Raw genomic sequence first — 13,075 nt, 5'->3', positions numbered from 1 at the left:
TCGGTGGAGCTGGTGTCATCTCCCGCGCCTCAGGAGACAACACCAGCCCCACGGATCCGACAACTGGTACCGCACCTCGACGAAACCGACCCCGAGTTCGACGGCGAAACCGACCCGGCACCGCAGGTCCCCGGCATCCGTTCAGCCCCGACCCGCCAGAATGGGGCCATGCGCACGCTGCTCAACATCATCTGGGTGATCTTCGCCGGGTTCTGGCTGTTCCTGGGTTACGTGCTCGCAGGGGTGCTGCTGTGCATCCCGATCATCACGATCCCGTGGGCGATCGCGTCGTTCCGGACGGCGGGCTACGTCATCTGGCCCTTCGGGCGGACGATCGTCTCGAAGCCCACGGCGGGCGTAGGGTCGTTCCTCGGCAACGTGATCTGGGTGATCTTCGCCGGCTGGTGGCTCGCGCTCGGACACCTCCTGAGCGGCATCGCGCTGTGTGTCACGATCATCGGCATCCCGATGGCGATCGCCGACTTCAAGATGATCCCGATCTCCCTCATGCCCCTCGGCAAGGACATCGTCTCGACCCGCGACAGCGCCTTCGACCGCACGCTCTGACCTCCGCGCACCGCGAAAGGCCCGCACCTCCGGAGAGGTGTGGGCCTTTCGTGCTGTGTGCGGGCTGTACCGGGGGTCAGCTCACTTGTCGATCGACGTGCAGGCCGCGTCGGCGTCGGCGCTCGTGCAGAGGACGAGCGAGGTCGCGTCGACGAGGTTCTCGGGCACCTGGAAGCTCCACGCGAAGGTGTAGAGCTTGTCGGCCGTCATCGGCACGTCGACGGCGCGGGGCGAGACGGCGGTGCCGGTGAACGACTCGTCGGCGGTGGAGCGCAGCACCGGCGCGACGTCGACGTCGGTCTGGTCGGCGGCGGCCGTCCACTGGGCGACGTTCACGGTGACCCACTGGTTGCCGGCGTCGGGGTCGCCGAGGGTGCCGACGGCGCCCTCGTCGGGGGCGACCGAGCTCCACAGCTGCAGGTCGGTGCCGTCGACACCGGTGCGCTCGCCGGCGACGGCGGGCGATGCGTAGGACGACTCGGCGACCGAAGCGGTCGGCGACGGCTCGGCCGTGCCGGCACCGTCGGACGCGGGCTGCGTGGCGCAGCCGGCGAGGGCGAGCACCGCGATGGCGGTGAGGGACAGGACTGCTGTGCTTCGTGAGCGCATGACAAACACCTCTTCAGAACTAGGGATGCTTCCACCGTATCCCGCCGACCTGAACGCCCGATCTGCGCTCGGCCGTCTCATATCGCCCGCCCGATCCCCGTCATGTTTCGACACCGAGTGCAAGAATCGGTCACCGGGGTCGATATCGGGCAGATGCTCGCCTAGGTTCGAAGGACACACATCGCGGCGATCCGGGCGGTCCCGGGCACCGGCTCATAACCGGTTGCGTTGCGGGTTCGACTCCCGCCGTCGCGTCCACACAGCGGCGGCCCTTCCCTTGCGATCGATCCCTCGGCGCGCTCACCGAGCGAACCGCCCTCGTCAGAAGCCGTAGCTGGTCAGTGGTTCGGGCCCGCCCGACGCGAGCCCGTCGAGCACGAACCGCTCGTAGTCGGGGATGCCGCTGGGCAGACCATCGAGGGCGAACCAGGCGATCTCTGCACACTTGGCCGGCTCCATGATGGCGGGATCGCCCGTCCACGCGGTCGCCGTGAAGAACCAGTCGACGCGCTGCTCGTTCGGATCGGGCGAACCATCGGTGCGCTGCATGACGGTCGCGACCCGAAGGCTCGACGCGACGAGGTCGATCCCGAGTTCCTCCTTCGCCTCGCGACGCGCCGCCGCGACGGCGGTCTCGCCCCACTCGATGTGACCGGCGGCCCCCGCGACCCACATGCCGTCCATATAGCCCGTGTTCTGCCGCCGCTGCAGAAGCACGCGATCACCCCGCAGCAGGTAGACGTAGGAGGCGGGGACGACGGAGACGCGAGGACTCGGCACGCGTCCACGCTAGGCGAGACGCAGCAATCGTCTCGCCGACGGGCGGGACCTACCCCATACCCCACCGCCCGCACCAGCGCATTCTCAGGAACCCGTAACAAACCCCCGCTAGGCTCGCCAAGTTCCACGGGGAGTATTCCGGCACGGGCAGCTCGTCATTACGTGCGCGACATCGCGCACCGGGCGCCCGGTCCTCGATCGACGAAGGTCGCAGAGGATGGAAGAGACCTGGACGCTGACACACCGCACGTGCGCCACCGCACCTGCACCATCGATCACTGTCAACGCCTAGCCCGGGAGCTTCAGCTGTGAACATCACGCCCCTCGTGTGGATCATCACGATCATCGTCACGATCCTGTTCTTCGTGTACGAATTCTTCGCGCACGTCCGCAAGCCCCACGAGCCGACGATCGGCGAATCGGCCCGCTGGTCGGCGTTTTACATCGGGCTCGCCCTGCTGTTCGGCGTCGGCATCGGCATGGTGTCGGGCTGGACGTACGGCGGCGAGTACTTCGCCGGCTACCTCACCGAGAAGGCGCTGTCGATCGACAACCTGTTCGTCTTCCTCATCATCATGACGAGCTTCGCGGTGCCGAAGATCTACCAGCAAAAGGTGCTGATGATCGGCATCATCATCGCGCTCGTCCTGCGTGGAATCTTCATCGCCGCCGGCGCAGCCCTCATCTCCAACTTCTCGGGGGTGTTCTACATCTTCGGCGCCCTGCTGCTGTTCCTCGCCTATCGCCAGGCGTTCGCGCACGGCGACTCGAATCCCGTCGACGGGAAATTCATGCGGCTCGTGCGGCGCGTGCTGCCGGTGAGCGACGAGTACGACGGCGACCGCCTCACCGTCGTCAAGAACGGCCGCCGCTACGTGACGCCGATGCTCCTCGTCATCATCGCGATCGGGTTCGTCGACCTCGTCTTCGCGGTGGACTCGATCCCGGCGATCTACGGCCTCACCAACGAGCCGTACATCGTCTTCACCGCGAACGCGTTCGCGCTCATGGGCCTCCGTCAGCTCTACTTCCTCATCGGCGGCCTCCTCGAGCGCCTCGTCTACCTGGCGCAGGGCCTCGCTGTCATCCTCGCCTTCATCGGCGTGAAGCTCGTCCTCCACGCGATGCACGTCAACGAGCTCCCCTTCATCAACGGCGGCGAGCCGATGCTCTGGGCGCCCGAGATCCCGATCTGGTTCTCGCTCCTGTTCATCGGGGTGACGATCGCCGTCGCCACCGTCGCGAGCCTCGTGAAGACGCGCGGCGACCGCGCGAAGGTGGGCCCGGCGGATGCCGAGACCGCCGCCGCCGTGGAGGAATCGCCCCGGGGGTGAGCCGCCGCACTTCGGAGATCCTCAGTCCTTCCCCACCTTTTCCGCCCGTAGACTTGTCCTTCACCCGATTCCGACCCACGAGAGATACCCCGTGAGCCGCCGTTCTTCCTCCCCTGACCAGGAGGGTCGATCTTCCAACCCCCTCTACCGCCGCGAACACGGCAACCGAGGGGGTGATATCGAATGCTCGAAGCGACGCTGACGCTGCTCGTCGGCATCCTCGTGACGCTCGCGATCATCGCGGCCTGCGGCTTCTTCGTCGCGCAGGAGTTCGCGTACATCTCGGTCGACCGCTCCCGCCTGGCCGCACTCGCCGAGAAGGGCGACGCGCAGGCGAAGCGCGTCCTCGCGATCACACAGCGCACGTCGTTCCTGCTGTCGGGCGCGCAGCTCGGGATCACCGTGACCGGCCTTCTCATCGGATACGTCGCCGAGCCCCTCATCGGCGCCTCGATCGGCACGCTGCTCGGCGGCGTCGGCATCGCGCCGGGCGTGTCGATCCTCATCGGCACGATCGGGGCGCTTCTGCTGGCCACCGTGGTCACGATGATCTTCGGCGAGCTGTACCCGAAGAACCTCGCCCTCGCCAACCCGGAGCCGCTCGCACGGGCCCTGGCGGTGCCGACGCGCATCTACCTCATGCTCTTCGGCTGGCTGATCTCGGTCTTCGACGTCGCCGCGAACGCTCTGCTGCGGCTCCTGCGCATCGAACCGCTCGAAGACGTCGACGAGAGCGCCACGGCGCAGGATCTCGAGGCGATCGTCGAGGAGTCCCGCGCGAGCGGAGATCTCCCGGGCGAACTCTCGATGGTCATCGACCGCATCCTGGACTTCCCGCAGCGCGACGTCGAGCACGCGATGGTCCCGCGCTCGCGCATCGACTCGATCACCCCCGACACCACGATCGCCGAGGTCCGCGCGATGATGGCGACCGGTCACACCCGTTATCCCGTGATCGGCGACGAGGACGAGCCGGTCGGCGTCGTCGAGCTCATCGACCTCCTCCGCGGCGCGCATGCCGACGAGGCATCCGTCACGACCGTCATGCGGGATGCCGTCGTCATCCCCACCACGATGCTCCTGCCGGTCGCCCTCGAACGCATGCGCCAGACCCGCAACGAGCTCGCCTGCGTCGTCGACGAGTACGGGAACTTCGACGGCATCCTGACGGTCGAGGACATGACCGAGGAGGTCATCGGCGAACTCTCCGACGAACACGACCTCGACGTCGTCGAGACGGTGGCCCTCGGCGCCGATCGCTGGCGCGTGCCCGGAGACCTGCACCTCGATGAGGTCGAACGCCTCGTCGGGCACGACCTCGCCGACGACGATCGTGAAGACTCCGAGACGATCGCGGGGCTCGTCATCAGCACGTACGGCGACCTCGCACCCGCCGGCAGCGAGGTGCGCATCGACCTGCCCGCGAAGCCGTCGGAGACGGTGCAGGGCATCCACATCGACCGTTGGCTCGTGGTCACGGTGACCGCCGTCGAGCGTCACGTGCCGGCGCAGCTCGAGGTGCGACTGCGCGAGCACGACACGGATGCCGACGAGCCGGGCGACCCCGACACCGCGAGCGCCGATTCCGACGCCGCGCTCGGCGGACGAGAGGAGACGGCGCGATGAGCTGGTGGGCCGTCACCCTCGCCACCGTGGGCCTGATCGTCGCGAGTGCGTTCTTCGTGATCGTGGAGTTCTCTCTCCTCGCCGCGCGCCGCCACCGCCTGGAGGCGGAGGCCGATCGCAGCGCCTCGGCCCGATCCGCGCTGCGCGGCGTCAACGAGCTGACCGTGATGCTCGCCTTCGCCCAGCTCGGGATCACGGCGTGCACGTTCCTCCTCGGCGCGATCACGAAGCCCGCGATCGACTACGCGCTCTCCCCCGTCCTCGAGCAGTGGGGGCTCCCCTACGTGCTCGCCGACATCCTCGCGTTCGCGTTCGCGCTGATCGTCGTGACCTTCCTCCACCTCGTCATCGGGGAGATGGCCCCGAAGTCGTGGGCGATCGCCCACCCCGAGACGGCTGCGAAGGCGACGAGCATCACGGCACGGGCGCTCACGTGGCCGCTGCGCCCGTTCCTGCTGTGGATCAACCGCATCGCCAACCGCCTCGTCAAGGCGTCGGGCGTCGAGCCCGTCGACAAGGCCGCGGCCGGCGGCCAGGACATCGACACGATCCGCCAGCTCGTCGCGCACTCGCGGGCTGCCGGGACGCTCGAGGAGCAGTACTCCGCACCCATCGCCCAGGCGATCTCGCTCGGAACCCGCACGGTCGGCGACATCGTGCAGACGGATCGCACGCCGACGTCGGTGCCCGAGGGCGCGTCCGTCGGCGAGGTGCAGGCGGTCGCGGCATCCTCGGGCCACCTGCGGATCCTGCTCGGCAGCGGCGCCGACTGCGCCGTCGTGCACGTGCGCGACACGCTCACGCTCGACGCCGACGCGCCCGCCCGCGCGGCGGCGCGCGTGCCGGTGCGCGTCACGCTCGACCTGCCGGCGTACGAGGCGCTCGCCCGCATCCGGCGCGCCCGGGTGCAGCTGGCCGTCGTCGTCGACGGCGACCGCCTCGTCGGGGTCGTCACGATCGACGACCTGTTGCGCGAAGTGCTCCCTCGCGAGGCGGCCACCGCGGCCACCGCGTCCTGACGCGACCCTGGCCGCCGGGACCTGTGCCAGGCTCCCGCCGCGGCCGTCGCAGATTCGGAGATGCGCGCCGGATTCGGATGCCTGCCGCCCGGGCCTCCGAATCCGTGACGCATCTCCGATTCCGCGCACGCGGGTTAGCCTGAGTGCATGGACGGACTGCGGCGCGGCGGACGGGTGGCGCTCGTGTACCTCGTCGCGGCCGGCGCCGGGTGGGTCGTGGCGTCGTTCCTGGGCGACATCCTGCCCGGGTGGCTCGTGTGGCCGGTGACGTTCGTCGTCGTCATGGGCGTGGCGCTGATCGCGCTTCGCCGTCGCAGCTCCTCGCACACCCGTCCCCCGCAGGATGCCGATCTCGCGGCATCCGACGAGTACTCCGACCTGCAGCTCGGACGCCGCCCCGCCACGCCGCCGCCGCACGAGACGGGCACCACCTCTCAGCTCGGTGACCCGAACCCGGGCGACCCGCTCACCCTTCCGCCGCGCGACGACCGCCGGGAGCCGTGACACTCGCCAACGTCCGTCGATCGGCCGTTTCTGGGTTTGCCCGGCCCCGGCGCGCTTTGGGAGACTGGACGCCATGACCACCCCCGCCATCCAGACCTTCGAGCCCGACGGGCGCGCCATCGGCTACATCGACGAAGGCGAGGGCCCGGCGCTGGTGCTCATCCCCGAGACCGGCGAGGACATCGGATCGCTCGGCACGCTCGCCTCGATCCTCGTCGAAGAGGACTTCCGCGTCGTGCGCCTCGCCCCGCTCGATGCCGCGGCCGACGCCGGCGACCTCGCCCGCACGGTCGTGGACGTGATGGATGCCGTGGGCCTCGACCACGCCTGGATCGGCGGCCACGGCTTCGGCGCCACGGTCGCCCGGGCCCTTCCCGGCGCGAACCACGACCGTGTCGACGGCGTGCTGCTGCTGGCGCCCGAGCCGGCCGACATCGCGCTCGCAGACGACATCCCGGTGCTCATCATCCACGGCACCGACGACGACGACGCGGCCATCGCCGAGAGCGCACGCCTCCTGGCATCCGCCCCGACGATCGCGAGCGTCCGCACCGTCGACGGCGCCGGTCACCTCTTCCCCGCGACCCACCCGGGTGAGACGTCGTGGTTCATCGAGGACTACCTCGACTGGGACTGACTCCCCGCGCTTTCGCAGGATCTCGGCCTACCCTGGCGGCAACCGAGCCCGTCGAGGAGGAGCCATGAGCGCCCACGCCGTCCGTACGCCGTTCGCCTTCGTGATCGCCGGCGCGGCGCTCGCCCTGACGCTCTCGGCCTGCTCCTCGGGAGAGACGAACGGCGGCGCCGCGGCCCCCACGGGGTCGTCGTCGCGCCCGCCCTTCCAGACGACGACACCCGGCCCGGTCGGGCCCACGGGCGCCGCCGTCGAGGTCCCCGCGGCAAGGTGGGATGCCCTCGTCGCCGACCTCGAGTCCCGCGGGGTGACCGATGCCCCGCAGCTGGTCTCGGCCGAGGCGGTCACCTTCGCCGACGGATCCCTCGGCTGCGCGAGCCCCGGCCAGTCGTACACGCAGGCGCAGGTCGACGGCATGCGCGTCATCGTGACCGCGGGCGACAAGACCTACGACTACCGTTTCGGCTCCGGCGACGCGCTCGTCCTCTGCGAGCGCTGACCGCCTCGCCGAACTTCACCACGTTTCGACGCGCTCCGCTCGGTCGACGATCGGCGGGGGAACGGCGAAGGGGCGGGACGCTCGCGCGCACCCGCCCCTCCGTCGTCGGTCTTACTTCAGCTTGACCAGCAACGCCTCACCGGCACCCGACGGGTTGTCGTAGACGACGACCATCGAGCCGAGGGGCTTCTGCGCCGCGACCTGCGCCGCGTTGACGGGCACCTCGACCGACGCGCTGCCGCGCTTGGGGACCTCGACGTACTGGCCGTTGCCGATCGCCGGGGCGGTCGGGTCGTAGGTGGCCCAGCCGTCGACGGCATCCGATCCGCCGCTCGACCCGAAGGTCTGCACCGTGTAGTTGAACGATCCGGCGATGCCGAGGTCGCTCGCGTACACGGGCAGCAGGATCGTGCTCGAGTCGGTCGGCGCCTGCGCGAGGAATCCGCTCGCGTAGAGCGCACCCGTCTTGACGTTCGAGAGGAACACCTCGGAGGTGCCGTCGACGCTGCCCGAGCGCACGCCGCCGGAGTCGGCCGACAGGACGACCCAATCGGCTTCGCCGTCACCGTCGGTGTCGAGGATGATGTCGTACTCGTTGGCCGCTGCGTTCGACCAGCGCTTGTGCGTGTTGACCGCGAACACCATGAGGGTGTCGCCGCCGGCCGGGAACGACTGCACGCCCGCGGCGCGCACGTCGTAGCCCGTGTCGGGGAGCTCCTTCGTGGCGTCCTTGTCGTCCGAAAGGCCCCACGTGTAGACGTCCGCGGCGGCGGGCAGCGCACCGAACACGTTCCACAACGAGATCTTCTTCGTCGCGTCGGCGACCTGCTGCTTCTTCGTGAACAGCGTCGACGTCGAGGTCGACACGGTGCTGTTCGAGCGGGGCACCAGCAGGTACGGCACGCGCAGCGTCGAGTCCGGCGAGGTCAGGACGATGTCGCCCGAGATCTCGTGGAACGCGAACTGGTCGTCGCCGAGCGAGCTCGGCACATCCTTCGCCGCTGCGGTGACGGTCAGCAGCAGCTTGGCCGTACCGCCCGGGCGCACCGTGATCGACTTCGACGAGAGGCCGACGCGTGCGGGCAGCGACTCGGCGGTCGCGGCGGTCGAGACCTTGTAGGTCACCGCGCTCGTGCCGTCGTTGCGGAGCGTGACCGTCTTGATCCCGCCGAACCCGAGCGGCGACTCCTGGAAGCCGAAGCTCAGCGCCGACTCGCGCGCCCAGCCGCTCTCGATGCGGAACGCGTCCCCGGTCGCCGTGACCGTCGTCGCGACCGCCTGCGCGGTGTCGACGAGGCCGACGCCCCCGCGGACGAGGTTCTGCCCGGCGACGTTCTCCGGGTCTGCCGTGGAGACGATGGATGCCGACACCTGCGCCGCGTTCCAGGCGGGGTGCGCCTGGACCGAGAGCGCCGCGACACCCGCGACGTGCGGGGCGGCCATCGAGGTGCCCGAGAGGATCGCGGCACCCGCGCCCGTACCGACCGCGGCCGACGAGATGGACACGCCGGGGGCGGCCACGTCGGGGCTGATCGCGCTGTCACCCGAACGGGGACCCTTCGAGGTGAACGACGCGTAGCCGCGGAACGACGGGTTGACGATGGTGCCGCCCGCGATCGTGGCGGTCGCACCGGTCGTGAACGCCGGACCCGACGACGAACGCACCCCGAGGAACGGGATCGTGCCGACGAACTGCTCGCCGGTGTCGGGGTTCTCGGTGATCTGGCCCTCGTACGGGGGCAGGTCGTCGGTGGAGTTCACCATGAGCACTGCCGCAGCGCCCGCCTTCTCACCGAAGACGGCCTTCGCCACGCGGGCGCACGTGCCGCGCGAGACGACGGCGAGCTGGTTGCCGCCCGGGACGATGCCCGCGGCCGTGAACGCCTCGGTCGAGCAGCCCAGCGCGTTCGCGCCGGTGAGGCGGACGACCGAGAGCTCGCCGACCGACGAGAGGTCGGCGCCGTTGGCGTTGATCGCCTCGACGGCGGTGCCGCCGACGGTGACGGTCGCACCCGGGAACGACTCGGTGCTGTCGACGGCCGAGACCGAGATCACGCCGTCGCCGCTTCCCGGCGAGCCGGTGATGTAGGGGTTGCCGCCGGAGTTGCCGGCCGACGCGACGACGACGACGCCCGCGCCCACCGCGTTGGCGGAGGCGACGGCGCTCGGGTCGTCACCGCGGCCGAACGACGAGCCGAGCGACATGTTGATGACGTCCATGCCGTTCTCCACGGCCCAGTCGATCGCGGGGACGGTCTGGTCGGTCGAGCCGCCGCAGCCGAACACGCGCAGCGCGTACAGGTCGACCTGCGGCGCGACGCCGGGGCCGATGCGGAACTGCGTGTCGGGCGTCGAGGCGTCGTACGGACCGGGGTAGGTGGTGCCGTCGGGCAGCACGCCGGAACCACCGGTCGTGCCCGCGACGTGCGAGCCGTGGCCCTGGCAGTCGAGGGGGTTGCTGTCGGGCTTCGGGATGGGCTGGTAGGTGGCGCTCGACGAGTCGGCGTTGTAGTCGTCGCCGACGAAGTCCCACCCGCCCTTCACGCGCGGCGAGTCGGGTCCGAACAGCGCCGGATCGGCCGGCTGGTCGGACGAAGCCGCGGCGGCTTCGAACGCCTCGGTCGTGCCCGGGCCGCCGAAGGTGGCGTGGGTGTAGTCGATGCCCGTGTCGATGATCGCGACCTTGACGTTCTGGCCGGCGTAGCCGGTGTTCTGCCAGACCTGGGGGACCCCGAGGAAGGGCACCGAGACCGCGTTGTCGATGGAATATGTGCGGGTCGGGTGGATCGCGACGACGCCGGGGAGGCTCGCGACGGCGTCGAGCTGGTCGGCGGGAACGGATGCCTGGACACCGTTGTAGGCCGACTGCATCTGCGTCTGCACCTCGCCGCCCTTGCTCTCGAGCTCGGAGACGACGGGCTCCTGGGCCTTCTCGAGCTCCGACTTGATCTCGTCGCGCTGGGCGGCGCTCAGGTCGCCGTCGGTCTGGGCCTCGACGACGGCGACGGGGTCGCCCTCGAGCTCGACGATGACCGTGACGCGTCCGTCGGCGCCGATCGCGGCCGGAGTGAAGCCCGAATCGATCGCGCCGTCACTGGGCGCGGGCGCGAAACGCGACGACGGATCGTCTTCCGGCGTGGCCGCGATCGCGGCCGTTGCGGGCAGGGTGAGCGCGACCGCGCCGACCACCGCCAGGATTCGTCGATGCAACAGGGAACCACCTTTCGTGCAGGGGGGCACGCCGACGCCCGGGTCAGGCACGGCTGAAAGGAGGCTATGCATTCGTGCTGGATCCGGGAAGAGCGGACGCCCTTGCATGAGAGGATCCTCACGCGCATCGCGCGGATGCCGGAAAATCTCCGGCATCCGCCTGCGCTCATCCTGCTGCCGTCAGGCGATGCGCGTGCCGGGCGGGAGCGTCCGCGCCGGTGTGCGCGTGCGCGCCCACGCCCACCAGAGGAGGAGACCGGCGATCGCGATCTGCACGGCGAGCCCGACGAACCAGCTCGGCACGGTCTGCGCGATGACCTCTTCGGGGGTCGGTCCGGGTTCGTAGCCGCCGTACCCGGCGGGGTCGCAGTCGTCGTACGTCATCTCGAGCGGGGGCGTGATCTGCGCGCTGCGCACCCCCGCTTTGATCCACCCGAACAGATCGTCGGGGTTTCCGCGGTCGTCGAAGGTGGTCGGCGAGGCGTCGGCGAGGATGACGAACGGGTTGGTCGAGAGCATCCACCAGACGCGATCGAACCGCGGCACGCGATAGGTGGTCGTCTCCCAGTCCTCGCAGACCATGTTCTCCGCGTCGCCCCAGCACTCGTCGGACCCGTCACGGCACGTCATCGTGCCGTCGGAGTTGTAGGCGACGGACCGCGACTTCGACACCCCCTCGCTCGTGATCGACGCACCGACGAGACCGAACGCGATGGAGCTGCCGAACGTGAGTGCCGCGACGACGAGGTAGGTGACCGCGACCGAGAAGAGCGGGCGGGCGAGGATGCCGGACAGTGCGACGCCGATCGCCGAGACGACCGCGATCTCCGCCACGAGGATCGCGAGCGAGACGACCACCACGAGGGGGTTCACCCCTCCCGTGAGCGTGGCGACGACGAGGAAGGGCGTCGCCACGACGACGAACGCGAGTCCCGTGATCCAGGCGGCGAGGAACTTGCCCCAGAGGATCTCGCCGGTGGTGGCGAGGCTCACCTGCAGCGCCGCGAGCGTCGACGCATCGCGGTCGCCGTTGATGCTGTTGCCGCTGAGCGTCGGCGAGACGAGCAGCACGAGAAGCAGCGTGAAGCAGACGACGATCGAGTAGACCCCCGGCCCGCCCGGACCCCACCCGCCGAAGACGATGAAGGCGAGCGCCGTGACCCCGACGAGCAGGAACGCGAACACGCCGAGCAGCACGTACCACGACACCGTGCGCACGCGCTGGAGGAGTTCGAGACGGGTGATCGCCCAGAGGCGGGAGAGGTTCACGAGCGACCCCCTTCGAGATCGAGGAAGGTGTGTTCGAGCATGCCCGTCGTCGCGGCGTACTCCGCAATCGGAAGCCCGGCCCCCACCAGCGCCGCGAGGGCCGCGGCGGCGTCGGCGTCGGAACCGAAGGACACGAGCAGATCGCGGCGGTCGATCGGGATGAGCGCGGCGTCGAGCCCCAGCACCTGAGCCACGGGGACGACGGCGCTGCGCGGGTCGCGGTCGGCGAGGCGGATGCGCCAGGTGCGGCGCCGCGTCGCCGCCGCGGCGACCCGGTCTGCGCCCACCGTGGCCCCGTCGACGAGGAAGACGGCCTCGTCCACCACCTCGTCGAGTTCGGAGAGGATGTGGCTCGAGAGGAGGATCGTCCGGCCCTCGGCGGCGAGGCGGCGCAACAGCATGCGCAGTTCTACCCGCGCTTGCGGGTCGAGCCCCGACGCCGGCTCGTCGAGGAGCAGGACGCGCGGGTCGTGGACGAGGGCGCGGGCGAGGCCCAAGCGCTGCTTCTGGCCGCGCGAGAAGACCTTCGCCGGGGTGTCGGCGAGGGCACGGAGCCCCAGCTCGTCGATGAGGCGCTCGGCGCCGCGGGCGGCGGCGTCGGCATCGAGGTCGTAAAGCCGCCCGGTCATGACGAGGGTCTCGCGGGCGGTGAGCGAGGGCCAGGCGCCGAGGGAATCCGGCATCCATCCGATGATGCGGCGGACCCCGGCGGCGTTCTCGAGCGGGTCGATGCCGCCGATGCGGATCGTTCCGGCATCCGGGGCGAGGAGGGAAGCGAGCATGAGCAGCAGCGTCGTCTTGCCCGAGCCGTTCGGGCCGACGAGGCCGGTGACGGCGCCGGCGCGGGCGGTGAGGGTGACGTCGCGGACGGCGTGCACGGCACCGAAGGAGCGGCGCACACCCGAGGCGACGATGCCGGGGGAATCCATGGTGCTCACCCTATGCGGCGGGGGTCGCGGTTCTTCGGAGATCGGGCGTTCTTCGGAGATTCCGGCGCCGAAACGTCCGCAGAACGCGCGATCTC

The 13,075-nt window shown here is 70.2% G+C and carries 12 protein-coding genes and 1 tRNA gene; 8 read left to right on the top strand and 5 right to left on the bottom strand.

Annotated elements, in window-relative coordinates; translation table 11 throughout:
* The first annotated feature begins 168 nt into the window (after positions 1-168).
* Positions 169-567, top strand: a complete 399-nt coding sequence (locus AC3ENQ_RS04225; protein ID WP_431802010.1) for a YccF domain-containing protein — start codon at positions 169-171, stop codon at positions 565-567.
* Between the two features lie 81 nt (positions 568-648).
* On the opposite strand, the gene AC3ENQ_RS04220 is transcribed toward AC3ENQ_RS04225, so the two are convergent.
* On the bottom strand, positions 649-1,176 hold the full coding sequence (locus AC3ENQ_RS04220) for a hypothetical protein (RefSeq protein WP_431802008.1): 528 nt from the start codon (positions 1,174-1,176) through the stop codon (positions 649-651).
* 182 nt (positions 1,177-1,358) lie between these two features.
* Here AC3ENQ_RS04220 and AC3ENQ_RS04215 point away from each other — a divergent pair.
* Positions 1,359-1,434, top strand: a tRNA-Met gene (locus AC3ENQ_RS04215).
* Positions 1,435-1,497: 63 nt separating this feature from the next.
* On the opposite strand, the gene AC3ENQ_RS04210 is transcribed toward AC3ENQ_RS04215, so the two are convergent.
* Entirely contained in the window at positions 1,498-1,956 is a 459-nt protein-coding gene (locus tag AC3ENQ_RS04210) for an NUDIX hydrolase (RefSeq protein ID WP_431802006.1), read from the bottom strand.
* Between the two features lie 308 nt (positions 1,957-2,264).
* On the opposite strand from AC3ENQ_RS04210, the gene AC3ENQ_RS04205 reads away from it, so the two are divergent.
* The 6 genes from AC3ENQ_RS04205 to AC3ENQ_RS04180 all read left to right on the top strand — a co-directional run bounded on the left by AC3ENQ_RS04205 (position 2,265) and on the right by AC3ENQ_RS04180 (position 7,572).
* Complete coding sequence (locus AC3ENQ_RS04205; protein ID WP_431802005.1) at positions 2,265-3,290, top strand: TerC family protein; 1,026 nt, start codon at positions 2,265-2,267, stop codon at positions 3,288-3,290.
* A gap of 183 nt (positions 3,291-3,473) precedes the next feature.
* On the top strand, positions 3,474-4,916 hold the full coding sequence (locus AC3ENQ_RS04200) for a hemolysin family protein (RefSeq protein ID WP_431802004.1): 1,443 nt from the start codon (positions 3,474-3,476) through the stop codon (positions 4,914-4,916).
* Complete coding sequence (locus AC3ENQ_RS04195) at positions 4,913-5,935, top strand: CNNM domain-containing protein (protein ID WP_431802002.1); 1,023 nt, start codon at positions 4,913-4,915, stop codon at positions 5,933-5,935. The genes AC3ENQ_RS04200 and AC3ENQ_RS04195 overlap by 4 nt, the downstream gene beginning before the upstream one ends.
* A gap of 147 nt (positions 5,936-6,082) precedes the next feature.
* Positions 6,083-6,439, top strand: a complete 357-nt coding sequence (locus AC3ENQ_RS04190) for a hypothetical protein (protein ID WP_431802000.1) — start codon at positions 6,083-6,085, stop codon at positions 6,437-6,439.
* A gap of 73 nt (positions 6,440-6,512) precedes the next feature.
* Entirely contained in the window at positions 6,513-7,076 is a 564-nt protein-coding gene (locus AC3ENQ_RS04185) for an alpha/beta fold hydrolase (RefSeq protein WP_431801998.1), read from the top strand.
* A gap of 64 nt (positions 7,077-7,140) precedes the next feature.
* Complete coding sequence (locus AC3ENQ_RS04180; protein ID WP_431801996.1) at positions 7,141-7,572, top strand: hypothetical protein; 432 nt, start codon at positions 7,141-7,143, stop codon at positions 7,570-7,572.
* 111 nt (positions 7,573-7,683) lie between these two features.
* On the opposite strand, the gene AC3ENQ_RS04175 is transcribed toward AC3ENQ_RS04180, so the two are convergent.
* The 3 genes from AC3ENQ_RS04175 to AC3ENQ_RS04165 form a co-directional block, all read right to left on the bottom strand.
* Positions 7,684-10,761, bottom strand: a complete 3,078-nt coding sequence (locus AC3ENQ_RS04175) for a S8 family serine peptidase (RefSeq protein WP_488185846.1) — start codon at positions 10,759-10,761, stop codon at positions 7,684-7,686.
* A 201-nt stretch (positions 10,762-10,962) separates the two neighbouring features.
* Entirely contained in the window at positions 10,963-12,051 is a 1,089-nt protein-coding gene (locus AC3ENQ_RS04170; RefSeq protein WP_431801993.1) for an ABC transporter permease, read from the bottom strand.
* On the bottom strand, positions 12,048-12,980 hold the full coding sequence (locus tag AC3ENQ_RS04165; RefSeq protein WP_431801991.1) for an ABC transporter ATP-binding protein: 933 nt from the start codon (positions 12,978-12,980) through the stop codon (positions 12,048-12,050). Before AC3ENQ_RS04165 ends, AC3ENQ_RS04170 begins: the two co-directional genes overlap by 4 nt.
* Positions 12,981-13,075 lie beyond the last annotated feature (95 nt).

Source organism: Microbacterium sp. bgisy203 (genome assembly GCF_057706945.1).
This window is presented reverse-complemented; position numbering and strand designations above follow the sequence as displayed.